We start from the raw sequence: 24,970 nt of genomic DNA, 5'->3' as shown, positions 1-24,970 counted from the left end.
CGCGCTGCCCGCAGGGCGAGGGCCATGGAGGGCCCGAGTAAATCCCTCTTCGCCTTATCGCAACTACAAAAGAACCGCCCTTGTGGCGGTTTTTTGTATCTGGTGCAGTGAGCGATTTGCCGCGCTGCAAATTTTTCCTGCCACCGAATCCTTGATCTATATCAAACCATGACAGCGCATGACGCTTTCATTCCATGACGATTGCGCTATGATGTTTAGCGATATCTTAAGAATCATGGAGTAGAGCTCATGTTGAAGAAAGTATTAAGTTGTTCAGTACTACTCGCAGGTCTTGCATTGTCAGGTGCGGCCTCTGCCAATGAAGATGCCGAAGCTTTGGCGAAACAACACATCTGTACTGCCTGCCATGGCATTGATCAGAAAATTGTTGGCCCTGCCTACACTGACGTTGCCGCTAAATATGCTGATAAAGAAAACGCTCTCGAACTTGTCAAAGCAAGTATCAAAGCGGGTGGTTCTGGCAAATGGGGTCAAGCAGCGATGCCACCTCAAGCGCAATTGAGTGACGAGCAACTAACGATCTTGGCTGAGTGGATTCTAAGCCAGAAAAAGTAAACGAAAATGACTGTATTAAGCGCCATCAGCCTAAGGTTGGTGGCGTTTTTTTGTAGCTAGGATTTCGTTCCCAAGTGGGCTAAGCTGGACACAAGCAGGCAAGGCTGAGGTAAGCTATGGAACTGGTTTGGATCGCATTTGTAGCAAGCTTTATTACAGGGGCACTCACCGCGGTTGGTGCAGTTCCAGTCTGGTTCGGCAAACGCCCCTCGGAAGCCTTTAATGATACCCTGCTCGGCTTTGCCGCTGGGGTGATGCTGGCCGCGTCCTTTTTCTCGTTAATCATTCCTGGTATCGACATTGCCACCGAACTCTATGGCGACGGGCCCCTGCCAGCGCTTATCGCAGTGATCGGCATATTAATGGGCGGCGGAGCCATCGCTGTCATGGACCGCTTTACTCCCCATGAGCATTTCGTGAGCGGCCCTGAAGGTCTCCCAGCGACAAAGCTCTCAGGGATTTGGCTGTTTGTCTTCGCCATAGCCATTCATAACCTGCCCGAAGGTTTGGCGGTCGGCGTCGCCTATGGCAATGCCGCCAATGATACAGCCTTCTCCCTCGCGCTTGGCATTGGCTTGCAAAACATTCCAGAAGGCCTCGCGGTGGCTGTTGGCTTACTTGCGGTGGGGTACAGTCGTCGAAAAAGTTTTGCAGTCGCCGCCCTGACCGGCTTAATTGAGCCTATCGGCGGCTTGATCGGCGGTATTTTTGTCAATGTCTCGCAGGTGCTTTTACCGTGGGGACTGGTCTTTGCGGCCGGGGCAATGCTGTTTGTCATTAGTCACGAAATTATTCCCGAAACCCATCGCCGCGGCCATCATCAGCGCGCAACCGCCGGACTTATGGTAGGCTTAGTGGTAATGTTATTCCTCGACGTATGGTTGGCAGCATGACACATAAAATTGCTTTTATAGGCTATGGCGATATTGCCGAACGCACGTGCAAAGCACTCGCTTTGGCGGGCTACAACAACATGTTCGGGATCTGTCGCCACCCGCAAAATAAAACCACCTACCCCGGCGTTACTTTAGTGGCTGGGGATGTCACCAACGCTAGCGATTTGGAAGCCTTTATCGACGCTGAGGTAAGCACCATTGTGCTCACCCTGACGCCCAACCGCGGGCGCGAGGACGCCTACTTTGATGGCTACGTGTTACCCTGTCGCCTGCTGCAGCACCATTTACATGCCAAAGGACTGAGCCCGCGCATCATCTATGTCTCAAGTAGCGGTGTTTATGGTCAGCGTGACGGTGAATGGATCACTGAAGCGACCCTCGCCGAACCAGCCGATCAAGCCAGCAAACTGCTATTACAAGCCGAACAAATCATTGCTAGCGCCAGCGAACACACCAGTATTTTGCGCTGCTCGGGCATTTATGGACCGAACCGCACCCGCTTAGCAGAGTTACTTATTTCCGGCGATGCCGTCATCACCCCAGCCTGGACCAATCGCATCCATGCCGATGATGTTGCTGGGTTTATCGCGTATCTCATTCAACATCCGCAGCAACAACAACCATTGTTTCTCGTCTCAGACGACGAACCATTGTTACAAGAGGAAGCCTATCGACGTTTAGCAGAGCGTTTAGGTGTCGATTTAGGTGGGTTAACACGGGTACAGGAGATTGGCCGTAGAGGTAGCAAGCGCATTGATAACCGCTTACTCAAAGCAAGCGGTTATCAGCTGTTACATCCAACTTACCAGCCGCGTTAGGCTTTGTTGAAGTTGAGCATCCGCTGCAAAGGTTTCATCGCCTGCGCAGCGAGAGTTTCATCAACATGAATCTCATGCTGAGCACCACCGTGCTCTAATGCGTCTGCAATCGCCACTAAGCCGTTCATCGCCATCCAAGGGCAATGTGCACAACTACGGCAGGTTGCGCCGCTACCGGCCGTTGGAGCTTCAATAAAGTGCTTATTTGGTGACAGTTGCTGCATTTTGTAGAAAATACCGCGGTCCGTGGCCACAATAAAGGTTTCGTTAGGTAACTCTTGGCTCGCTTTAATCAACTGCGAGGTTGACCCAACTGCATCTGCCAATTCAACCACGTGCGCCGGTGATTCTGGATGCACCAATACCGCCGCTTCAGGATAAACTTTCTTCAAGTCTTCCAAAGCTTTGGTCTTAAACTCGTCATGCACCACACAAGCGCCCTGCCACATCAACATATCTGCGCCAGTTTGCTTTTGAATGTAGTTACCAAGGTGCTTATCAGGACCCCACAAAATGGTCTCGCCCTCGGCATCAAGATGATCAACAATTTCCAACGCAATGCTTGAGGTAACCACCCAGTCCGCCCGCGCTTTTACCGCCGCAGAGGTATTGGCATACACCACGACAGTGCGCTCAGGGTGTTGATCACAAAACGCTGAGAATTCTTCAATCGGACAACCGATATCCAGCGAGCAGGTCGCTTCTAAGGTCGGCATCAACACGGTTTTATTAGGGGTCAAGATCTTAGCGGTCTCACCCATAAACTTCACGCCGGCCACCACAAGCACTTCGGCATCATGGTTGGCACCAAAACGCGCCATTTCAAGCGAATCAGCGACACAACCACCTGTAGCTTCGGCTAACGCTTGGATTTCTGGGTCGGTGTAATAATGGGCCACCAATACCGCGTTTTTTTCAACCAAAAGCTGCTTAATACGGGCCACGTATTCAGCTTTTTGGTCATCGTGTAAGGGCTTAGGCTTGGCAGGAAACGCATAATCGAGTTTATCAATCACACGCGCCTGGATTTCTTCTGTGATACTCATGCTGCTACTTCGTTCACCACATGCAATAAAGGTTGGGCTAGTATACTGGAAAAAACGGCTTGGGTAAAAAATCGTGGTGGGTCGTGCAGGATTCGAACCTGCGACCAATTGATTAAAAGTCAACTGCTCTACCAACTGAGCTAACGACCCACGATAGGTAAGGAGATGATGAGAAGATTGGTGGGTCGTGCAGGATTCGAACCTGCGACCAATTGATTAAAAGTCAACTGCTCTACCAACTGAGCTAACGACCCAATCTCATCTGCTGCTACTTATCAGTGGCAACGGCGGCATAGTTTACTGAAAAAGCGGACCGTTGCAACTGAAAATTTTGGATATACGGTGCGTTTGCTTAATTTGCGAACACTCACCGTAAAAAATTACATGGTGTTTACAAGTTTGCGAGGCGTTTCTGCGCTAAATCGGCAGGTGTGCTGTTCGGATACTCGCTGAGAACTTTTTCAAAGTAGCTACGCGCGAGCTGCTTCTCGCCTTGTTGCTGCGCAACAATACCGAGTTTCAACAGACTATCACCACGCTTGTTGCTGTCTTGAAATTGATCCACCACGGCACTGAACTCCGCTTTGGCTTCGTCATACTTACCTTCGGCGTACAACAGCTGGCCTAACCAGTAATGTGCATTCGGCACATAGGTTGAGTTAGGAAACTGCTTGATAAAGGCACGAAACTCGGGAATAGCAGCGTCATAACGACGATCTTCCATCACCAAACGGATGGCTTTGTCGTACGCGTCATTCTCGCTAAGGTTGGTCGAGTAATCGACGGCCCCTGCAGTTGCTGGCGTTGAACTTGTGTTCGCGTAAGTGGTTGACGCTGATGGTGCCGCTTCAGCAGGTGCTGGTGTGGCATTCAAACGTCGATCAATTTCTTGATAAATTTCACGCTGTCGCTGCAAAATTTGCTCAAGTTGATAGGCATGCTCTTCAGTTTTGCCACGTAAGTCCGCGACTTCGTCCTGCAAGCTTGCCATCTGATCCAATAACGCCATTTGTGCAGCATTACGTGCATCCATCACACGCTCTAGCTGCTCTAGACGTTCCTCAACACTTCCGCTGCCTAACTTGGAAACCGGTGCCTGCGCAAACAGGACACCGGGAATAAGAAAGGCCAATACGAGACTTGTTTTTTGCATTGGCTTAACCGTATATCGCTTCATTTAATCGCTACTTAGTAGGCCAGAACGCCACGACGGTTCTTAGCGTACGCAGATTGCGTAGAGGCGTTCACGAGTGGCTTCTCTTCACCGTAAGAAACGGTTTCGATCTGGCTTGCGCTAACACCTAAGTTTTGTAAGTACTGAGCAACAGCTTTTGCACGACGCTCGCCTAGGGCGATGTTGTACTCAGGCGTACCACGCTCATCGGTGTGACCTTCAACAGTCACAGTTAAGCTTGGGTTTTGTACCAAGAACTCAGCGTGGCCTTGCAACATTTGTGCGTACTCAGAGCTCACGCGTGAATCATCGAATGAGAAGTAAACGATGTTTTCTTGACGCAAAGTTTCCATTTTCTCAGCACGAATTTCTTCTGGGGTCTTCACGCGATCGGCTGCGTTTACATCAACACCTGAGCCTTGTTGTTGGCCTTGGTTTTGATTGGTTTGTTGACCCGCCATTTCGTCTGCGCCTTGGCTTGAGCTACACGCCGCCAAAGTAACCATAGGTACGGCGATTAGCAGGCTTTTTAGTAACTGAGTTGCGTTCATGTCCGCGATCCTTTGTTCAAAGTTTAATTAAATTATGGTTTGTACTAACGTAAAAAAGGTGACCATGAAGGTGATTTCACTTCACCCTCACGGGCCGGCAAACGCGCTTTAAATCGCCCATCTACCGAAACTAATGCCAACACTTGCTTATTATTGTGCGTGGTGCTGTAAATCACCATGCTGCCATTAGGTGCAAGGCTCGGCGATTCATCCAGTGAAGTTTGCGTTAACACTTGCATACCGCCACTTGGATAATCTTGCTTGGCAATATGATAGTTGCCGCGCGTCCGATTTACCATGACCAATTGCTGACCATCAGGTGTCCACGTGCCACCAAGGTTTTGCTCACCCTCGAAGGTTAACCGGCGTACCTGACCTGAATCTAAATTTACGCTATATAGTTGCGGTCTGCCACCCCTTTCTGAAGTGAACACCAGTGACTTACCGTCCGGTGACCAGCTTGGTTCGGTATCAATAGCATGGTGACGTGTCACTCGTGTGAATTGCTTACTGGCAATCTCCATCGTGTACAACTCAGGGTTACCATCTTTTGACAAGACCATGGCCAAGCGCTTGCCATCAGGTGACCATACCGGGCTACTGTTAATACCTGGAAACTCCGTCATTTTTTCACGACGAGTGGTGTAGATATCTTGCACGAAAATTTCTGCACGCTTGTTTTCAAAACTTACATAAGCAAGCTTGTTACCATCGGGCGACCATGACGGCGACATCAATGGCTCCGGGCTACGCAGTAAAACGCGCTCGTTGTAGCCGTCGTAATCTGCAACCACCAACTCATACGGTTTCTCGTTATTGTGGTTCACAGTGATGTAAGCGATACGGGTCATAAACGCACCTGGTTCGCCGGTCATCGTCTCATAAAACACATCAGAAATACGGTGGGCGTACTGGCGGAACTGGTCGCCATTGATCACGCTGCGACGGGCATCAAGAATGTGGTCTTGCGCATTCACTAGCTCACCTTCACGCAACATCCGTGAACCGCTGGTAATTTGCCCCCGCAACACGTCAACGATTTGGAACGAAACGGTATAACGATCCACCGCATAAGGCTCAATAGTACCGACCAACACGGCTTCGACGCCTAAGCTTGCCCAGCTAGCGTAGTCCACTTCACTCTCGTTGCTCGGCATTTGCGGCATCGCATTGGTGGGGATTGGATTGAATTTACCACTGCGCATAAGGTCAGCGGCAATCACCTCTGTCAGCCCTTCTGGTGCAGGGCCGTCGCCTAACCAGCGAAATGGCACCACACCAATCGGACGCGCACTATCAATACCGTCGGTGATGACAATCTCCAAAGACGCCTGGGCCGGTCGCTGTATCGCAACCACCAGCAGCGCCAGCATTGCTATCATTGTAATCTTTTTCATCATACTCATGGTTTAGGCTACTTCGTCGGTTAATTAAAATTCAGGTTGAACAGTAAGGTTAATATCTTTCAATTTAGCGAACACTTCCGGATCATCCGATACTGGCAAGGTACCCGCTTTCAGCACAGCGTTTTGTGCGGCTTGGCACACCGAAGGGTCGCCATTCAGCACGTTCACGGAAATCACAAAGCCACTGGAGGCCAAGCGAATATTGACTCGACATTCTTTACCGCGCATCGACGGATCGGTGATCAGTTGGCGCTGAATCGTCTGTCTAATTAAACCTTCGTACTTCTTTAGCTCGCTTTGTACTTGGCGATTACGCGCCGCAGCACGCTGCTGACGCTCACGTTCAAGCTCTTCTTGTAACTGACGTTCACGCTCCGCTTTGGCTTTCGCTTCTGCTTCTTTGCGCTTGCGTTCTTCTTCTTCACGCTTGCGCTGCTCTTCTAAGCGCTTCCGCTCTGCTTCGGCTTTCTTCGCTGCTTCTTCTTCCTTACGACGCCGCTCTTCCGCTGCCGCCGCTTTTTTCTCTGCTTCTTTTTGCTCGCGTAAAGCCCGTTCTTTCTCTTTGGCTAAGCGCTCACGCTCCAGCTTCTGCTGTTTCTCCAGCTCACGCTGGCGTTGCTGCTCTGCTTCACGACGCTTTTTCGCTTCAGCAGCGCGTTGTTCGAGTGCTTTGAGCTCATCTTCTTGGCGCTTGCGCTCTGCACGAATTTCTTCAGCGCGTTCCAACACTTTTGCTTTATCTGTCGTCGCAGCCTCAACTATCTTTTCGACCGGCTCAACTTCGTTCGGTTCCAGCTCTTCGTTGATCGGTGCATCGAGCTGCACCTCCATCGCCTCTGGAATACTTGGTGCAAACTTAAAACCAGCAAACAACACCACCACAATGCCAAGGTGCAGTACAATTGACAGCAACAAAGGAATTGTCATCTCACTGGGCCATGTAAATGTACTTTTCTTCACATACGCCTCGCTTAGTTCTGCTGGTTTTCGGTCATTAAACCGACCGAGTCGACACCGAACTGCTGCAACATCACCATCAATTGCACCACTTGGTTATAGGACACCGCGCCATCCCCGTTCACCATAAAAGTGGCTTCAGGGTCATCGAGTAAAATGGCCTCCACTTCACGCTTTAATGCTTTGATGCTCATTGCCTCGTTAGGGTTCGGCTTATCGTCAAATTGCGCAAGTGTACTCACGTAATAACGCCCATCACGATCGACAGTCACAATCGAGGGTGGCTTCTGGTTTTCATCCAATGGCTCAGCCGTTGCCTGTGGCAGATCAACCTTCACCCCCTGCGTGATCAAAGGTGCCGTCACCATAAAGATGATCAACAGCACCAACATCACGTCAATGTAGGGCACCACGTTGATGTCGGAAACAGGCTTCCGCCGTTTACGATTCGACGTCATCATCATGAGGCATTACTCACAGCTTTTGGCTGAGCGCTTTGGCGTTGGAGAATGGCAAGCAACTCATCCATAAAATTCAAATACTGGTTATCAATCTTCTCAACCCGGTTTGCAAAGCGGTTGTAAGCAATCACCGCTGGAATCGCGGCAAACAAACCCATTGCCGTTGCGATCAAGGCTTCAGCAATACCAGGGGCAACCATGGCAAGCGTCGCTTGTTGCACCGCACCCAGCCCGATAAAGGCATTCATAATCCCCCACACGGTACCAAACAGACCCACATAAGGGCTGATCGAGCCAATGGTCGCAAGCCAACTCAAATTATTCTCTAAGCGGTCCACTTCACGTGAATGCACCACGCGCATGGCGCGGTACGAAGCTTCCAACACTTGCTGTTGATTCACCGCACTGTTACTGCGTAACCGGGCAAACTCTTTAAAGCCGGCATAAAAAATCTTTTCCATGCCATTGGCGTTTTGCGCGCGCGCGCTAATTTCTTGATACAAACGAGCTAAATCGACGCCCGACCAGAACCTGTCTTCAAATGCGGCAGCCTGTTGATTCGCCGTTTGGATTACTTTTTTTCGTTGAAAAATCATCATCCATCCAACGACGGAGAACGCAAGTAACAGCAACATCACCAGTTGCACCACAAAACTTGCTTCAAGGATCAACGCTGTAATCGACATTTCAGCTTGCACGCTTAAGTACCTCTATAATCTCTGCTGGCATGGGAACGGCGCGAACACCCTCTTCTGCCTCTCCTAAATTGACACAGGCCGCTTTAATCTGCGCCTGACATAAAACAGTTCCATCGGTGCCCAGCACCTGTTGCTGAAACACCACTGACGCACGTTTCAAGCGTTCGACCACCACCGTAACCTGCAGTTCATCATTGAAACGCGCGGGGCGAAGCAAATCCATTTCCACCTGACGCACAACAAAGCCAATCCGATGCGTAAGCCAAGTGTCTTGCTCAATCCCGAGCGAGCGTAACCATTCCGTGCGGGCGCGCTCAAGGAATTTGAGATAATTCGCATAATATACGATACCGCCTGCATCTGTGTCTTCATAATAGACCCGTACTGGCCACGAAAATGGTGTCACTTCATCCATTGCTGATCTACCTTTCATTGATTTCACTTGACCTGCAACCACAGGCGACTAAAATTTTATGTAAATTTTCTGCATGAATAAAAATTAGCCAGACATTTTTTTTCATTCGCATTTTTACCATAAAACGATAAACCTCTGTTATTTATCATTATTTTTGGTCATACCATTTATCATGCGATGTTTTTTTATTCACACGTTACATATCAGTATTAGTTTTTCTAATTTGAAAAACAATTTTTCTCGTTTGAACAGATGTCCGACCTCCGTATAATACCCAGCATATCAGTTATGAAGAGACCGGTTGTCACTTCGTCCTGTTATTGTTCCCTGGATTTAACTTCCTTGTTGTTCTGTAGTTTTTAGCCCGCCTCCCCGCGGGCTTTTTTTTGTCCGCAGTTTAGTCATTGCCCACGACTTGCAAACCAAAGTGCGCATACGCATGCGGTGTCGCAATGCGACCTCTTGGTGTGCGCTGCAAAAAGCCCTGTTGAATCAAATAAGGTTCTAACACATCTTCAATGGTATCTTTTTCTTCACCAATAGCCGCCGCAAGGTTGTCCAAGCCGACCGGTCCGCCCAAGAATTTTTCGATAATGGCCAAAAGCAGTTTGCGGTCCATGTAATCAAAGCCGGCTTCATCCACATCCACCATTTGCAATGCCGCCGCAGCAGTCGCTTGATCGATCTTGCCATTGTTACGCACTTCCGCGAAGTCGCGAACCCGACGTAACAAACGGTTGGCGATCCGCGGAGTACCGCGGGCACGTCGCGCGATTTCCTTGGCACCATCGTCATCAAGGTTCAAGTTCAAGTAATTGGCGGAGCGGGTAATGATTTTGGTCAGTTCGGCCACGTCGTAGAACTCTAAACGCTGCACAATCCCAAACCGATCCCGCAATGGTGAGGTCAACGCCCCTGCGCGCGTGGTTGCACCGATCAATGTGAAGGGTGGAAGATCGAGCTTAATCGAGCGCGCGGCAGGCCCTTCACCAATCATAATATCCAGCTGATAGTCTTCCATCGCTGGATACAAAATCTCTTCGACCACTGGGCTCAAACGGTGGATTTCATCAATAAAGAGCACGTCGTGCTCTTCAAGGTTGGTTAACAAGGCGGCGAGGTCACCCGCTTTTTCTAACACTGGGCCAGATGTTTGCCGAATATTGACATCTAATTCATTGGCAACAATATTCGCTAACGTCGTTTTACCTAGCCCTGGTGGGCCGAAAATCAGTAAGTGATCGAGGGCTTCTTGGCGTTGACGCGCAGCTTGAATAAAAATTTCCATTTGCTCAACCACGTGCTTCTGACCGGTGTAATCGACCAATTTTTTCGGTCGAATCGCACGATCGATAAGCTCGTCATCGCCTTGCTGCTGGGGTTGATTAATACGATCCGGTTCAATCATCTGAAATTCCTAACGACGTTGTGCGTGATGTGTCGCTTCACGCGCTACATGCTCTTCAAAGCGATGCGAATAAGCTCTTCACTTGAGGCGCCATCATTGGTCTTGAGCGCTTGCGCAACAACCTTATCAGCTTGTGCCTGCTTGTAGCCAAGCGCCAACAATGCCCCCACCGCATCCTCGCGGGGTGAACTCGCAGCTAAGGTGGGCTGTAACGCGGCAGTATCGAGTGGCGCAGCATCCGTTGCAGGCGTGCTACTCATCCAGTTTTGCAAGCGGTCGCGCATTTCCACCACTAAGCGCTCGGCGGTTTTGCGCCCCACGCCCGGCAGCTTAATCAAGCTACTGACATCATCGTGGGTGACCGCACTGACGAATTGGTGTGCCGTCATTCCTGACATGATGGTTAGGGCTAACTTCGGCCCTACCCCTTGCGCCTTAATGAGTTGGCGGAACAAACTGCGCTCGGCAAAGGTGTTAAAACCATACAGTAACTGAGCGTCTTCGCGCACGACAAAGTGCGTGATCACACTCACCTGCTCGCCAAGATCAGGTAACTCAAACAAACAGGTCATCGGCATTTGTACTTCATACCCCACGCCCTGCACATCAATCAGCACTTCTGGCGGCTGTTTACTAATCAACTTACCGGTTAATTGCCCTATCAACGTCCTCTCCTTGTCGCCATAACAATGGCCTGACTACGACTGTGTGCATGACACATCGCCACGGCCAATGCATCTGCAGCGTCTGCTTGCGGACGATGGCTAAGCTTTAGCATCGCCACCACCATGTGTTGTACCTGTGTTTTGTCCGCCGCGCCAGTACCGACCACCGCTTGCTTGACCAAACGCGCCGCATACTCTGCCACGGGTAAGCCAGCACAAGCCGCCGCAACAATCGCTGCTCCGCGCGCCTGCCCCAACTTCAATGCTGAATCAGGGTTTCGTGCCATAAACACTTGCTCAATCGCGAACTCAGTCGGCTGAAACTGTGCGATCAGCTCTTGCACACCATCGTGAATAATCTTTAATTTATCCGCCAACACTAAGGGATGTTTCGCGGTACCGGCAGCATTAATGCAGCCGCTAGCAATATAGCTCAGTGTGCTCCCTTGCTGGCGAATCACACCATAGCCGGTGTACCGGGAACCTGGGTCGATTCCCAGAATAATGGCCATTAACCAAGACGCTCCAGCACGTCATCGGCGATATCGGCGTTGTGGTAGACCTCTTGTACGTCATCCACCTCTTCGAGCGCGTCGATCAATTTCAGGAATTTCTCGGCGTCAGCTTCATCAATCGTCGAGCGTGTTTCCGGAATCAAGCCAACTTCAGCATGCGCGGCACTAAAGCCAGCGCTTTCTAGTGCATCTTTCACGTCACCGAAGGCATCTGGCGTGGTAAACACGTCGAAACTCCCATCGTCATGCGTCACGATGTCTTCAGCGCCACCTTCAAGTGCAGCTTCCATCAGCGCATCTTCATCGGTATCTGCGGCAAAACTCAACACGCCACGCTTATTAAATAAGTAGGCTACCGACCCATCGGTACCTAAATTGCCACCGTTCTTACTAAACGCGTAGCGCACTTCAGAGACCGTACGGTTTCGGTTGTCCGTCATGGTTTCGACTAAAATAGCCACGCCACCCGGGCCATACCCCTCGTACGTCAGCTCCTCAACATTATCACCGTCAAGATCACCGCTACCACGTTTTATCGCAGTATCTATGGTGTCTTTTTTCATGTTGTTGGCGAGGGCTTTATCAACAGCCGCGCGCAGACGAGGGTTGGTTGTGGGGTCGCCGCCACCTTGACGGGCAGCGACCACAATTTCGCGGATAAGACGGGTAAAAATTTTGCCGCGCTTCGCATCTTGCGCGGCTTTGCGATGTTTAATGTTGGCCCATTTCGAATGACCTGCCATTGCTCGCTCCTAATTAATCGTTGCTTTCCTCTGCTACCTTAACGGCTACACCCAATTCCTGCAATGCGTCAGGATTTGCTACACCTGGGGCGTCAGTGAGCACACAGGCCGCGGTGGTTGTTTTCGGGAAGGCAATCACTTCACGAATCGAGCTTGCGCCCACCATTAACATCACCAAGCGATCCAGCCCGAAAGCTAAACCTGCGTGCGGCGGGGTGCCGTACTTCAGAGCATCGAGCAAGAAGCCGAACTTCTCTTGTGCTTCTTCAGCACCAATGCCCAAAATCTCGAACACCGCTTGTTGCATAGTATTGTCGTGGATACGCACTGAACCACCACCCACTTCAACACCATTCAGCACCATATCGTAAGCGTTGGATAAGGCTGTCGCTGGGTTGGCTTTAAGCTCTTCCGGCGTTACCCCCACTGGTGCGGTAAACGGGTGATGAATCGCGTGTAACTGGCCGTCATGCTCTTCAAACATTGGGAAGTCAACCACCCATAATGGGCGCCACTCATCGCTAACAAAACCGTGCTCTTCACCAACTTTCAAGCGCAATGCACCCATCGCTTCTGCGACCACAGTTGCATTATCCGCGCCAAAGAAAATAAGGTCGCCGTCAGCAGCTTCGGTACGCGCGAGGATTGCTTCGAGCGCGTCATCAGGAATGAACTTCAATACCGGTGACTGAATACCTTCACGGCCGGCACTTACGTCGTTCACTTTCAACCAGGCTAAACCTTTGGCGCCGTAGATACCGACAAAGTTGGTGTACTCATCGATGTTCTTGCGTGAAATGGCACTCGCTTTACCCGGAACCTTCAACGCCGCGACACGACCTTTAGGATCATTGGCTGGGCCAGAGAACACTTTAAACTCAACATCTTGCAACACATCAGCGACGTCAACTAATTCTAACGGATTACGCAAATCAGGCTTATCACTACCGAAACGGCGCATGGCTTCGTGCCAGCTCATTTGTGGGAAGTCGCCTAAATCGATCGACAATAGCTCGTTGAACAGCTTACGCACCATTTGTTCAGTCACGGCCATAACCTGCTCAGCCGTCATGAAGGACGTCTCAATATCAATCTGGGTAAATTCTGGCTGCCGGTCAGCGCGTAAATCTTCGTCACGGAAACATTTGACGATTTGGTAATACCGATCGAAGCCTGACATCATCAACAACTGTTTGAACAGCTGTGGCGATTGTGGCAAGGCAAAGAATTTACCCTTGTGCGTGCGACTTGGTACCAAGTAGTCACGCGCACCTTCAGGGGTGGCACGGGTCAACATTGGCGTTTCAATATCCAAGAAGCCAGCATCGTCCATAAAGCGACGGACAGCACTGGTCACACGCGCACGGAACTGCAAGTTGTGGTTCATGTTCGGGCGACGCAAGTCGAGGTAACGGAAACGCAAGCGCGCTTCTTCACTGACGTGCTGGTTAAAGTCGATTGGCAGCGCTTCTGAGCGGCTCAAGATTTCCAGTTCAGTGGCCATAACTTCCACTTCTCCGGTTTTCATCCCCGCGTTCACCTGACTTTCAGGACGCGCACGCACAGTACCGGTCAAGCGAATACAGAATTCCTGACGCAGCTTGTTGGCGGTTTCAAACAGTGCTTGTTGATCGGGGTCAAAGACCACCTGAACCAGACCTTCACGGTCACGCATATCGATAAAAATCAGACCACCAAGGTCACGACGTTTATTGACCCAACCACAAAGGGTGACGGTTTGATCGACAAGACTTTTTTCTAGCTGTCCGCAATAATGGCTACGCATGGGAGCTTCCCTACCACAAGTTAATATTTACAAAGCGCAACATTATAACGGACTGGTGACGATTGTCAGTAGCTATCGGGCAAAATCCGACCGAGAAAAACATGAAGTTCCCCCCGCCGTTGCGCTAAACTAGGCGCAGTTTTAATGAATGAATGGTGTCATCAACGTGAGCGAGTTTAAAAGTAAGCCCGACGCAATCTTTTCTGAGCCACTGCAGCAGGTCAGTGACTTTGTCTTTGACCAACGGGTGGTCGAAGTTTTTCCTGACATGATTAACCGTTCGGTGCCCGGCTACCAAAGTATTTTGCAAGGCATTGGCCAGCTAACCAAACGCTACGCTCAAGCCAACTCCAATCTGTATGACTTGGGGGCGTCGCTCGGTGCTGCTACCTTAGCCATGCGACAAAATCTGCAAGGACTCTCTGGCGTCCAGCTGATCGCCGTGGACAATTCTCCGGCCATGGTCGAACGCTGCCGCTTGCACTTACAAGGCTACCGCAGTGATGTGCCGGTCTCGGTGCGTTGTGAAGACATTCAACAAAGCGCGCTTGAGAACGCCTCCGTGGTGACCATGAATTTCACACTGCAATTCGTGCCCCCCGAGCAACGTCACGCTGTGTTAGCAAACATCTACGACAACTTGCGTCCGGGTGGCGTGTTATTGCTGTCCGAGAAATTTACCAGCGCTGACCCAGCCATGAACGCTATGCTCATCGATCTTCATCACGAGTTTAAACGTGCGAACGGTTACAGCGAATTAGAAATCAGCCAAAAACGCGCCGCCATTGAAAATGTCATGCGCATCGATAGTTTAGAAACCCACCGGCAGCGCCTTGAGGCCATTGGCTTTAGCGCTGTGCAAGTCTGGTTTCAGTGTTACAACTTTGCCGCGATGCTGGCTGTCAAAGCGTCTTAAGGAAATTCAGGCATGCAATTGTTTAAAGAAGATCTCGTCGCAGTCGCCCAATCGCCACTGCACCATTGGCTCACCGATTTACCGGCGCAACTTGCGGCTTGGGAAAAAGAACAACAACACGGCGAGTTACACAAATGGCTACGCTGTGTCGCCCAACTGCCAAAGCTACCCGCTGAGCGGGTGGCGCTGAGCGATACCGTTCAGGTCACCAGTGCAGCAGTGAGTGAAGGTGAACAAAACCGCATTCGGGGCTTACTGCAACAGCTTACGCCGTGGCGCAAAGGGCCGTTTCACTTGCATGGCGTCACCATCGACACCGAATGGCGTTCAGATTTCAAATGGCAGCGTGTCGCCCCCCATATTGGAGACTTAAGCGGGCAACAGGTGCTTGATGTTGGCTGTGGTAGTGGCTATCACCTCTGGCGCATGCTAGAGAGTGGAGCTCAACAGGTCTGGGGCGTTGATCCTGGCCAATTATTCATGGCACAGTTCCTCGCCGTCCGTCACTTTATGCCGGCGGAACTTCAACAGCGCGCGCACTGGTTTCCTGTTGGCGTTGAAGATCTCCCGGAACTGAAAGCGTTCGACACAGTATTTAGCATGGGCGTGCTCTATCACCGCCGCTCACCGATTGATTTTCTCACCCAATTAAAAGCGCAGTTGAAACCCGGCGGCCAACTCGTGCTCGAAACCTTAGTGGTGGAAGGCGATATTAATACCGTACTTGTGCCCGGTACGACGTACGCGAAAATGCGCAACGTTTGGTTTATTCCGAGTACCGCAGCATTGTTGCACTGGATGGAGCGTTGCGGCTTTAAAAGCGCCAAGGTGGTCGACGAATCCCTCACCAGCGTTGAAGAACAGCGCGCCACCGAATGGATGACCGGACAATCGTTGGCCGACTTCCTCGACCCGAACGATGCAACAAAAACCATTGAAGGCTTCCCTGCACCGCGCCGTGCAGTGGTCATCGCCACGATCTAAAGGAGTTCGCCATGGCTAGCTACCGTCCGAAAACCACACTAGAACAGTGGCGTATTCTGCAAGCGGTAGTCGACCATGGAGGCTATGCGCAAGCAGCAGCGGCACTCAATAAAAGCCAGAGCGCGATGAACCATGCTGTTGCTAAGTTGCAAGATAGCCTTGGCGTGGAACTGCTCGAAGTGGTTGGCCGCAAAGCCCAACTCACTGACTGTGGCGCAGTAATGTTACGGCGCTCACGGCAACTGACGGTGCTGGTAACTGAGCTTGAACAGCTCGCTGAGAACCTCAAGCAGGGTTGGGAACCAGAAATCACCCTAGCCATTGAAATGGTCTGCGATCGCAGCAAGCTGTTACCTGTGCTCCGCGAGTTTCAACAGCACAGTCGTGGCAGTCGCTTAACCCTTCTTGATTCGGTGCTTACTGGCTCAGAAGAAGCCATTACCGAACAAAGTGCCGATCTCGTGATCACCCACCAAGTGCCGCGGGGGTACGTCGGTGAACCTATCGGCAGTTACCAACTTCGCTTAGTTGTCGCTGCAGAGCACCCGTTAGCCAAGCTGCCGCAGCCGCTCTCCCCAGAGCAGTTGAGTCAAGCGTTGCAAATTGTGATCCGTGACACCGCCCGTCACCCCAACGAGAACCAAGGCTGGCTCAAAGCGGAGCAGCGTTGGACCGTCACCTCGTTTAACGAAGCGTTGCAATTGGTGGAAGCAGGCATTGGCTTTTGCTGGTTACCACCCTTTATTACTCGGCAAAGCGACGCGCTGGTTGAGCTCTCACTGCGCGGCAGTTCTCACCGCGCTGGCTTAATGTATTTAGTGCAGCCCAAAAATGAAAAAACCGGGCCATGTGCCCGGTTGTTATACGACCTGTTGGTGAGCAAGCTCACCAACAGTTAAGCCTTGTTAAGCTTTATCTTGCTTCACTGGCTCGTTGGCATTAATCGCCACGTGCTCTGGATCAGGTTGACCTGCCAGCTTTTCCCAATGACGGGTTTTCAGTGCGAGCAAGAACACTACCACACCCACACCGACACCGAACAGAGTGATCTGCATGTACATGTCAGGCATGGTCTCAGTATTCTCAGGGTCAAGGTTACCGGCAATCAAACCAGCCAGTAAGCTACCGATAGAGTAGGTCAGTACAAAGACGCCCATCATCTGTCCAGCCATGCGACGTGGCGCCAGCTTACTTACCGCGCTCAAGGCTACCGGGCTTAAGCAAAGCTCACCGACAGTGTGCAAGAAGTACACCGCAACTAACCAGTTCGGAGATACTTTCATACCTGACGCCGCAGCTTGCGACGCCAAGAACATGACGATAAAGCCACTGGCCATGATAATCAGACCCAAGGCGCTCTTAAAGCCGTACGACGGGTTAATCATGCGCTTGGTTAGATTCACCCACATCGCCGCAAAAAATGGCGACAAGGCAATCAAGAAACCAGAGTTCAACATCTGGAACCACGTCGTCGGAATTTCAAAGCTGCCGACCATACGGTCAGTAAGATCACGGGCGAACAGGTTCAATGACGAACCAGCTTGCTCAAAACCCGCCCAGAAACAGATCGACGCAATACAGACTAAGAACAATGCGCCGAGACGCTTGGCTTCGTTTTTGGTCAGCTTGCTAAATAAGAAAATACCAATGTAGTAGACAAAGAAAACGATGGTTGCCGCTAGTGCTACTTGCTGGGCAATAGCTACCGGATCGATGGTCATTGCGCCTGTCGCCACAGCAGTGAACACACCACCTAGGGCAATCAAGAATAACACAATGATGGTCCAACTGATTTTCTGGCCACGTGGCGACAATGGTTTTGGTGCGTCAGCACCGACATTGCGCAGTTTCGGTAAGGTCATACGGTACTGGACCAAACCGAAGAACATTCCCACTGCCGCAGCACCGAACGCCCAGTGCCAACCGACGTTTTCCATCAGGTAACCCGTGACCGCGTAACCGATCAATGAACCTATGTTGATCCCCATGTAATACAAGGTATAACCCGCATCACGACGGTCATCGCCTTCATCATAGAGTTGACCAACCAAGGCACTGATGTTTGGCTTCAGCATGCCGGTACCCAGCACGACCAAAATCAAACCAAGGAAAAAGGTTGTATCTGACGGCACAGCCAAGACAATGTGACCACACATGATCACAATACCGCCGTACCACGTTGCGCGTTGTCCGCCAATCAAACGGTCGGCAATCCAGCCACCAGGTAAGCCCATGAAATAGACCGCACCGGTGTACAAGCCATAAATCGCAGTTGCCGCGGCAACGGTAAGCTCAAGACCACCCTCTTGAATGGCCGCAGTCATGAAAAGCACCAAAAGTGCGCGCATACCGTAGTAACTCATGCGCTCCCACATTTCGGTGAAGAACAACGTCTGTAATCCGGCCGGCTGGCCGAAAAAGCTATTGTCCTGCTGTTGTGTATTCTTAGGTTCCATACCCTATTGCCTTCACTAGTTGTAATTATTAGCGTTAAAAAACCGTAATACCCTACCTAGTTCGCAGCGAAAAGGAAATAGAAAACGACAAAACGCAGAAAGAAAAGGAGGGATTGCCCCTCCTCTTATTTGGTGTGATGGTTAAACAACCGACTTGAGCCAGTCTTTCATCGCCACCCCCAGATCAGGGTGGCGCATCGCATGTTTGACGAAGGCTTGCGCGTAACCAAGCTTATTGCCACAGTCGTGGCTGCGACCTTTCATATAGTAGGCATTCACTGGTTTTTGTTCTAACAACATCGCCATTGCATCGGTCAATTGGATTTCGTTACCAGCACCGACCGGCGTGCGCTCCAATAAGGTCCACAACTCAGCTGGGAACACATAACGACCGACCACAGCTAAATTTGACGGAGCTTTATCCACCGGCGGTTTCTCAACTAACTGCTGAATTGTCGCTTGCTCACCTGGCTGCAACTGCACTCCGCCAAGATCCGCCACGCCATACTGGTCGACTTTATCGGCTGGAACTTGCTCTACCATGACTTGTGCAGCGCCATTTTCATTAAAGTTGCGCACCATTTCAGCCAGGTTATCACGCTGCAAATCGCAGCTTTCGGCATCGACCAAGACATCAGGCAACACCACTGCAAAAGGCTGATCGTCAATCAGTGGACGGGCGCAGAGCACCGCGTGACCAAGGCCTTTCGCCACGCCTTGCCGCACGTGCATGATGGTTACTCCAGGCGGTGTAATGGCCTGAACTTCCGCCAGCAGCTGACGCTTCACGCGCTGTTCTAAGGTCGCTTCAAGTTCAAAACTGGTGTCAAAGTGATTCTCAATCGAGTTCTTACTCGAATGCGTCACTAAGATAATGTCGGTCAAACCCGCCGCAGCACATTCTTCGACAATAAACTGGATCAATGGGCGATCCACCAATGGCAACATCTCCTTTGGAATCGCCTTCGTAGCAGGAAGCATACGCGTGCCCAAACCGGCCACGGGGATGACGACTTTTTTTACCATGTCGTACAGTCCTTATTCATCAAATTGGTCATAGAAATCTTCATCGAGTTCCTCGAAGTCATCGAACTCGGGCTCAGCAACTGGCGGTGGATTACCGTCGTACACACGGTCACGCCAGTTTTGATAATAGGCTTCGCGGATAAAACTATAGGGGTCGAGCGAGTTTTCCATCAAAGCATACTGGTCTTGTAGCCGTAAGCGCATTTCCAACGCTTTCACTGAAAACCGGAAAATACTGATGGGTCCGGCTAAGTCGATCGGCTCAACGTAGTAGCCATACGCAATGTCAGCACCACGGTCGGTCGGTACCGTTGGCCCAAGCCCCGGTAACATCACATAGGGACCATCACCGACGCCCCAACTCGCTAACGTCTCACCAAAGCCTTCATCGCGCTGATCTAACCCCATGGGTGTCGCGATATCAAAAATACCAAGTACGCCAACGGTGCTATTGATAACGAAGCGCCAGAACGATACACCCGCGTCTTTAAACTTCCCCTGCAACGCGTTGTTGACCAAATTCGAAGGCTCACTCAAGTTCTCGGCCGCGTTCAGCATTCCAGTGCGCACCGGTTGTGGAAGCTTGCCATAGGTGCGAGCGACGGGCCAAAGCACATGCTCATCAAGGCTTTCATTCACATCCCACATGTCACGGTTAAACTCCTCGTAAGGGTCACGAGGGTCCGCGTAAGGATCATCCGGAACACTGGAGCAGCCGGTAACACCAACCAGCACGAGTACCGCAGTTAAAACATAGGCTTTCAAAAATAACTCCTCAGTTATTCAACCAGTACTTTATCAACAATAAGTGTGACGCGTGCGTCTGCACTTGCAGGCAGCACCTGAGGCATAGCGCCCAAGTCACCGGTCGCAATATCAATCCGCTCATCCGCAGAGATGCGTGCTTCGACCTGCCATTGTTGTAACTGGCTCATCTTAAAATCCGGTAGCATTGCTTGCGCATCGCTCAGCATTACGGTCACAGGAAAGCTCTCCACTGGCTGGCGAACAACCGCTGCAGGCATTCCCGGTCCCTCAGGGGCTTTTACAAAGACGAATAGCGTAGCACCTTCTGGCAATTGATTCCGTAAAGACTGTGCCAATTCAACCGTGACCTGTAACTGTTGCTGTGTGCCCTCAAGTTGCGCTTTTGCATCATTCAAGGCTTCTGCAACGGCCGCATAACGCGGGTCACTTTCACCCATAACTTGCAGGAGTAGTTGCCACGCTTGTACCGCTTGCTGCCAATCGCCACGTTGGTACGCCACAGCACCGGTCAGTGACAATGCATCAATGTTTTGCGGGTCTTGCTGCATTAATTCGCTCAGTAACTGGGCCGCTTGACGTAGCTCTTCAGCACCTCCCAAATTAATCAGCAACTGCGCATAGCCCAACAATACACCCGGGCGCGTCGGCTCCAGTTTGTAAGCGTGCTGATAGGCTTCAATGGCATGCTCATAGCGCTGCAGAGCAGTCGCAGTGCGTGCATAAAGCATCCACGTGAGGCCATCACCGCCATCTTCTTGCAAACGTTGGCGTAACCCCAACGCGAACAATTCCAAGTCTTCTTGCGAAGGCGCGGCCTGCTGGTTATTGAGTACCTCTTGCGCCAAGCGCGGTAATTCCATACGGGCGCGGTCAGCATAACTTTGCTGGGACCAACTGCCAAACAGACTATAGCCGACCACAGCACCCACTACGATCAAGACTGCAGGCCAAACAATGCCCTTGCCTATTTTATGTTCTTCGAGCTTTTCCAGCTCCGCGTTTTCGCTGACGAAACGTTTATCCAACTCTCGCTCCGCGGCCTGCAACGCCTTTTCGCTGAGTAAGCCGTCGGCAAATTCTTGCGCCAACTCTTGTTTACGTTGCTCATAGAGCTCGCGGTTCACATCGAGACGCGTGCGCTGTTCAGCGCGCTGGCGAACCCCTAACACGACGATCAAGGTCAACGCTAATAGCGCCAACAGCGCCATGCCTAATAGCAGCATCCAGTTCATTCGTTTTCACCTTTTTGCCGCTGACGTAACGCATCAAGTTGCGCTTGTTCTTCGGCACTCCATTCAACTTCGCGATGACGTTGCTGACGGACCCGCAACACGACGACAATACCACCAATGATGAGAACGCCTAACGGCCCCCACCACAAAATACTGGTCGCGACGGTCACCGGCGGCTGATAATGCACAAAGTCACCATAACGCGCCACCATGTAGTCAATGACTTCTTGCTTTGAGGCACCTTCTTGGACCATTTGATAGGTACGTTCCCGCAAATCAACGGCTAACTCAGCATTGGAATCGGCAATACTTTGGTTTTGGCACTTCGGGCAACGCAACTCACCGATAAGCTCACGAAAGGTCGCCTCTTTGGCTGCATCATCAAAGACATAATTTTTTGCAGATTGCGCCAGCGCCGCACTGCAAACGAACAAACCAACCATAAGACAAAAACTTAACCATCCCGCACGCATCAGTTCTGCCCTCCTTCGTATTCGGCCATCAGTGCACGATAACGCTTACCGAGCTCCCCCTGCCAAACACGTTCGTTCACATCACCCACATGGCGGTAACGAATTTGCCCTTGGCTATCGATTAAGAAGGTTTCCGGCGCGCCATACACACCGAACTCAAGGGCGACAGCGCCTTTTTCGTCAAACAAGTTGACCGTATAAGGATCGCCTAAAGTGTTCAGCCAACGTACCGCTTTTTCGCGTGAGTCATCTTTGTAGTTCAAGCCCACAATGGCGACGCCTTGCGCAGCCAATTCATTCAAATAGGCGTGTTCGGCGCGACAGGTTGGACACCACGTTGCCCAGACGTTTAACAGCATAGGTTTGCCAGACAACACCGCGTCGGTACGTGTTTGTACCGGTTGGTATAAATCCGGCACGCTGAACTGCGGTACAGGCTTACCCACCAAGGCAGAACTCAACTCTGTAGGGTCCGAAAATAGCCCGCGTAATAGAAAGCCAACCAATAATAAAAAGGCAGCTAACGGGAGTAATAAGACGACCCAACGCGCTCCTTTACTCATGCCCGACCTCCTGCTTTTTTAAAGCTACGGTAGCGTTTGTCACTGATCGCCAGGATGCCCCCTAGGGCCATCAACAAGGCGCCAAGCCAGATCCAACGCACGAACGGTTTCACGTAGATCCGCACCGCCCAGCCATCGCTGTCGGCAAGCGGTTCGCCGAGCGCTACGTACAAGTCTCGGGTGAACCCGGCATCAAGACCAACTTCGGTCATACTCATACGCTGAACGGTATAGAAACGCTTCTCCGTGACCAAGTCGGCAATTTTACGCTCGCCACGGTAGACTGAGAATTCAGCGTGGTCGGTTAAATAGTTCGGGCCTTTTTGTTGACTCAAAACGTCAAACTGGAAACGGTAGCCTTCAACAACCACGCTCTCGCCCGGTGCAATACTCACGTCTCGTTCAACTTCGTATTGACTCACTGCGGCAATGCCCACCAGCGTCACCGCAAAACCTAAATGCCCGAGCACCATCCCCCAATGACTGCGCCCTAATTTAGCTAGGCCCGCCAGACCTTGTTTGCGTTGTTGCACACGCAGGCGCAATTCAGCAACGAGGGTTAACACGATCCAGAGGCTCATAATGAGGCCAAGCACCGCCATTGCCATAATCTGCTCAGCCAAAATGGCTGGTAATAAATAGCCCAAGCCAAGCGCTAGGATCAACGCCAGCGCCAAACTATTGCGCAACGGCGTTAACTCTTGACGACGCCAACGGAACAGTGGCCCCAAGCCCATCAACACTACGAACGGCACGATCAGCCAGGTAAACATTTGATTGAAGAACGGCACCCCAATCGAAATGGAACCCAGACCAATTTCTTTATGCACCAACGGCAATAAGGTACCCAGTAGCACCACAGCGGTTGCGGCCACCAAGAGGATATTGTTGCCAAGCAGCATCACTTCACGCGACACGGCTTCATATTTCGTGGTGCTTTGTACGACGCCACCACGCAAAGCGAACAACAGTAAGGAGCCACCGATCACTACTGCCAGCAAGCCCAGAATAAATAAGCCTCGCGCTGGGTCAGTGGCAAAGGCATGCACCGAGACAATCACGCCCGAGCGCACCAAAAAAGTACCTAATAAACTCAAGCTAAAGGTCGAAATCGCCAGCAACACGGTCCATGACTTAAAGGCCCCGCGCTTCTCGGTCACCGCTAAACTATGAATCAACGCGGTACCGACCAGCCAAGGCATAAAACTCGCGTTCTCAACCGGGTCCCAGAACCACCAGCCGCCCCAGCCGAGTTCGTAGTACGCCCACCAACTGCCCAAGGCAATGCCGAGGGTCAAAAAGGCCCATGCCGTCGTTGCCCAAGGACGTGACCAGCGTGCCCAAGCGGCATCGAGTTTACCGGTAAGCAAGGCAGCAATCGCGAACGCAAACACCACCGAAAAGCCAACATAGCCCATGTAGAGTAACGGTGGGTGAATAATCATGCCGGGATCTTGCAACAGCGGGTTTAAGTCACGGCCGTCAACCGGGATCCAAGGTAACACCCGATCAAATGGATTCGATACCGTCAGCATAAACAAGTAGAAGCCGATGCTGATCAGGCCCAGAATGGCCAACACGCGTGCCATCATGCTCATAGGCATACGGCGAGAGAATGCCGCTACCGCCGCAATCCACCCCGCTTGCATGAGCATCCACAACAAGAAGGAGCCCTCGTGCGAGCCCCATACAGCAGTAATACGATAAATCAGCGGCAGTTGTGAGTTCGAGTTCGCGGCAACATAAGCGATACTGAAGTCATGAACCACAAAGCCCCAGGTTAACGCCACATAAGCAATTGCCGTAAAAAGAAACTGGCCATAGGCTAGCGGGCGTGCCAAGAGCATCGCGCCACTATGACCTTTCGATGCGCCCCAGAGCGGGTAGACCGCAAGGAGAAAGGAAAACGCCAAGGCTAAGGCGAGTGAAAACTGACCTATTTCTGCAATCATTATTCACCGCCCTCAAACGCCTTCGGTTGATTAGGGTTAACGTGCTTGATGCCTTTCATTTGTTCCGCCAACTCAGGCGGCATGTACTCTTCATCGTGTTTAGCGAGTACTTCAGTGGCATTCATCACGGTAGGTTCAACCATCACGCCTTGTGCGACAATACCCTGCCCTTCGCGGAATAAGTCAGGCAAGATACCGGTATATAAAATGGTTACTTCGGGACCGGTATCGGTCACGCGAAACGAAACTTCGAGGGTTTTAGGATCGCGTTGCACGGAGCCTTCGACGACCATTCCGCCAATACGTAAACGCTGGCCAACTGTTGGTTTCACAGCGTCCTTACCTTTTCCTTCAACCACTTCACTTGGGGTGTAAAATAAATCGATGTTCTGCGACAGCGCATACAAAATCACGCTCAATGCAGCAGCAACACCAGCCACCATTCCTACCACCCAAAGAAGTCGCTTTTTACGACGCGGATTCAT

27 protein-coding genes and 2 tRNA genes are annotated in these 24,970 nt (G+C 51.3%); 6 read left to right on the top strand and 23 right to left on the bottom strand.

The features are described 5' to 3' along the window. Positions 1-249 precede the first annotated feature (249 nt). The 3 genes from G535_RS0108970 (at position 250) to G535_RS0108960 (ending at position 2,290) form a co-directional block, all read left to right on the top strand. Positions 250-576, top strand: coding sequence for a c-type cytochrome (locus tag G535_RS0108970; RefSeq protein WP_026861759.1), 327 nt, complete (start codon positions 250-252; stop codon positions 574-576). Between the two features lie 116 nt (positions 577-692). Then, the gene (locus tag G535_RS0108965) at positions 693-1,469 is read left to right on the top strand and encodes a ZIP family metal transporter (RefSeq protein ID WP_026861758.1); all 777 of its coding nucleotides are present in this window, start codon (positions 693-695) and stop codon (positions 1,467-1,469) included. Beyond that, a complete protein-coding gene (locus tag G535_RS0108960; RefSeq protein WP_034727957.1) occupies positions 1,466-2,290 on the top strand; it encodes an NAD(P)H-binding protein in 825 nt (274 codons plus the stop codon). Before G535_RS0108965 ends, G535_RS0108960 begins: the two co-directional genes overlap by 4 nt. On the opposite strand, the gene nadA is transcribed toward G535_RS0108960, so the two are convergent. The 15 genes from nadA to aspS form a co-directional block, all read right to left on the bottom strand. Next, complete coding sequence (nadA, locus tag G535_RS0108955) at positions 2,287-3,336, bottom strand: quinolinate synthase NadA (RefSeq protein ID WP_034727954.1); 1,050 nt, start codon at positions 3,334-3,336, stop codon at positions 2,287-2,289. The genes G535_RS0108960 and nadA overlap by 4 nt on opposite strands. Positions 3,337-3,410: 74 nt before the next feature. After that, positions 3,411-3,486, bottom strand: a tRNA-Lys gene (locus G535_RS0108950). A 28-nt stretch (positions 3,487-3,514) separates the two neighbouring features. Next, positions 3,515-3,590: transfer RNA gene (locus G535_RS0108945), tRNA-Lys, on the bottom strand. Positions 3,591-3,727: 137 nt separating this feature from the next. Continuing rightward, complete coding sequence (gene ybgF, locus G535_RS0108940) at positions 3,728-4,489, bottom strand: tol-pal system protein YbgF (RefSeq protein WP_026861755.1); 762 nt, start codon at positions 4,487-4,489, stop codon at positions 3,728-3,730. Positions 4,490-4,524: 35 nt separating this feature from the next. After that, a complete protein-coding gene (pal, locus tag G535_RS0108935; protein WP_026861754.1) occupies positions 4,525-5,061 on the bottom strand; it encodes a peptidoglycan-associated lipoprotein Pal in 537 nt (178 codons plus the stop codon). A gap of 44 nt (positions 5,062-5,105) precedes the next feature. Beyond that, complete coding sequence (tolB, locus tag G535_RS0108930) at positions 5,106-6,443, bottom strand: Tol-Pal system beta propeller repeat protein TolB (RefSeq protein ID WP_420834820.1); 1,338 nt, start codon at positions 6,441-6,443, stop codon at positions 5,106-5,108. Positions 6,444-6,491: 48 nt separating this feature from the next. After that, complete coding sequence (tolA, locus tag G535_RS0108925) at positions 6,492-7,394, bottom strand: cell envelope integrity protein TolA (protein WP_026861752.1); 903 nt, start codon at positions 7,392-7,394, stop codon at positions 6,492-6,494. A gap of 44 nt (positions 7,395-7,438) precedes the next feature. Further along, complete coding sequence (gene tolR / locus G535_RS0108920; protein ID WP_026861751.1) at positions 7,439-7,885, bottom strand: protein TolR; 447 nt, start codon at positions 7,883-7,885, stop codon at positions 7,439-7,441. Beyond that, positions 7,885-8,583 carry a protein TolQ gene (tolQ, locus tag G535_RS0108915; RefSeq protein WP_026861750.1) on the bottom strand — a complete coding sequence of 233 codons (699 nt, stop codon included), beginning with the start codon at positions 8,581-8,583 and terminating at the stop codon, positions 7,885-7,887. The genes tolR and tolQ overlap by 1 nt, the downstream gene beginning before the upstream one ends. After that, the gene (ybgC, locus tag G535_RS0108910; protein WP_276324478.1) at positions 8,573-9,016 is read right to left on the bottom strand and encodes a tol-pal system-associated acyl-CoA thioesterase; all 444 of its coding nucleotides are present in this window, start codon (positions 9,014-9,016) and stop codon (positions 8,573-8,575) included. The genes tolQ and ybgC overlap by 11 nt, the downstream gene beginning before the upstream one ends. 379 nt (positions 9,017-9,395) lie before the next feature. After that, a complete protein-coding gene (ruvB, locus tag G535_RS0108905; RefSeq protein WP_026861748.1) occupies positions 9,396-10,406 on the bottom strand; it encodes a Holliday junction branch migration DNA helicase RuvB in 1,011 nt (336 codons plus the stop codon). A 44-nt stretch (positions 10,407-10,450) separates the two neighbouring features. After that, entirely contained in the window at positions 10,451-11,071 is a 621-nt protein-coding gene (gene ruvA, locus G535_RS0108900; RefSeq protein WP_026861747.1) for a Holliday junction branch migration protein RuvA, read from the bottom strand. Beyond that, positions 11,068-11,583, bottom strand: a complete 516-nt coding sequence (gene ruvC / locus G535_RS0108895; RefSeq protein ID WP_026861746.1) for a crossover junction endodeoxyribonuclease RuvC — start codon at positions 11,581-11,583, stop codon at positions 11,068-11,070. Before ruvC ends, ruvA begins: the two co-directional genes overlap by 4 nt. Beyond that, positions 11,583-12,329, bottom strand: a complete 747-nt coding sequence (locus G535_RS0108890) for a YebC/PmpR family DNA-binding transcriptional regulator (RefSeq protein WP_026861745.1) — start codon at positions 12,327-12,329, stop codon at positions 11,583-11,585. The genes ruvC and G535_RS0108890 overlap by 1 nt, the downstream gene beginning before the upstream one ends. Positions 12,330-12,342: 13 nt before the next feature. After that, on the bottom strand, positions 12,343-14,115 hold the full coding sequence (aspS, locus tag G535_RS0108885) for an aspartate--tRNA ligase (RefSeq protein ID WP_026861744.1): 1,773 nt from the start codon (positions 14,113-14,115) through the stop codon (positions 12,343-12,345). Between the two features lie 166 nt (positions 14,116-14,281). On the opposite strand from aspS, the gene cmoA reads away from it, so the two are divergent. Genes cmoA through G535_RS0108870 form a run of 3 tightly spaced genes read left to right on the top strand, consistent with a single transcriptional unit; the run spans position 14,282 to position 16,914 of the window. Beyond that, on the top strand, positions 14,282-15,031 hold the full coding sequence (cmoA, locus tag G535_RS0108880) for a carboxy-S-adenosyl-L-methionine synthase CmoA (protein ID WP_241970445.1): 750 nt from the start codon (positions 14,282-14,284) through the stop codon (positions 15,029-15,031). A 12-nt stretch (positions 15,032-15,043) separates the two neighbouring features. After that, the gene (gene cmoB, locus G535_RS0108875; RefSeq protein ID WP_026861742.1) at positions 15,044-16,015 is read left to right on the top strand and encodes a tRNA 5-methoxyuridine(34)/uridine 5-oxyacetic acid(34) synthase CmoB; all 972 of its coding nucleotides are present in this window, start codon (positions 15,044-15,046) and stop codon (positions 16,013-16,015) included. Between the two features lie 11 nt (positions 16,016-16,026). Next, positions 16,027-16,914 carry a LysR family transcriptional regulator gene (locus G535_RS0108870; protein ID WP_026861741.1) on the top strand — a complete coding sequence of 296 codons (888 nt, stop codon included), beginning with the start codon at positions 16,027-16,029 and terminating at the stop codon, positions 16,912-16,914. Between the two features lie 6 nt (positions 16,915-16,920). On the opposite strand, the gene G535_RS0108865 is transcribed toward G535_RS0108870, so the two are convergent. From G535_RS0108865 to ccmE, 8 genes are all read right to left on the bottom strand, one after another. Next, complete coding sequence (locus G535_RS0108865) at positions 16,921-18,471, bottom strand: peptide MFS transporter (protein ID WP_026861740.1); 1,551 nt, start codon at positions 18,469-18,471, stop codon at positions 16,921-16,923. A gap of 141 nt (positions 18,472-18,612) precedes the next feature. Beyond that, positions 18,613-19,497: a UTP--glucose-1-phosphate uridylyltransferase GalU gene (gene galU / locus G535_RS0108860; protein ID WP_026861739.1), complete on the bottom strand. Its 885-nt coding sequence runs from the start codon at positions 19,495-19,497 to the stop codon at positions 18,613-18,615. Positions 19,498-19,509: 12 nt separating this feature from the next. Next, the gene (locus tag G535_RS0108855; protein ID WP_026861738.1) at positions 19,510-20,262 is read right to left on the bottom strand and encodes an MlaA family lipoprotein; all 753 of its coding nucleotides are present in this window, start codon (positions 20,260-20,262) and stop codon (positions 19,510-19,512) included. A gap of 14 nt (positions 20,263-20,276) precedes the next feature. After that, the gene (ccmI, locus tag G535_RS13335) at positions 20,277-21,497 is read right to left on the bottom strand and encodes a c-type cytochrome biogenesis protein CcmI (protein ID WP_034727948.1); all 1,221 of its coding nucleotides are present in this window, start codon (positions 21,495-21,497) and stop codon (positions 20,277-20,279) included. Further along, a complete protein-coding gene (locus tag G535_RS0108845) occupies positions 21,494-21,970 on the bottom strand; it encodes a cytochrome c-type biogenesis protein (protein WP_084616832.1) in 477 nt (158 codons plus the stop codon). The genes ccmI and G535_RS0108845 overlap by 4 nt, the downstream gene beginning before the upstream one ends. Then, a complete protein-coding gene (locus G535_RS0108840) occupies positions 21,970-22,533 on the bottom strand; it encodes a DsbE family thiol:disulfide interchange protein (protein WP_026861736.1) in 564 nt (187 codons plus the stop codon). Before G535_RS0108840 ends, G535_RS0108845 begins: the two co-directional genes overlap by 1 nt. After that, on the bottom strand, positions 22,530-24,485 hold the full coding sequence (locus G535_RS0108835) for a heme lyase CcmF/NrfE family subunit (protein WP_026861735.1): 1,956 nt from the start codon (positions 24,483-24,485) through the stop codon (positions 22,530-22,532). The genes G535_RS0108840 and G535_RS0108835 overlap by 4 nt, the downstream gene beginning before the upstream one ends. Beyond that, entirely contained in the window at positions 24,485-24,970 is a 486-nt protein-coding gene (gene ccmE, locus G535_RS0108830; RefSeq protein WP_026861734.1) for a cytochrome c maturation protein CcmE, read from the bottom strand. The genes G535_RS0108835 and ccmE overlap by 1 nt, the downstream gene beginning before the upstream one ends.

Origin of the sequence: Pseudidiomarina sediminum DSM 21906 (assembly GCF_000423165.1) — a bacterium.
GTDB lineage: Bacteria > Pseudomonadota > Gammaproteobacteria > Enterobacterales > Alteromonadaceae > Pseudidiomarina > Pseudidiomarina sediminum.
The sequence above is the reverse complement of the archived record's forward strand: the minus strand, read 5'-3'. Positions and strand labels throughout refer to the sequence as shown.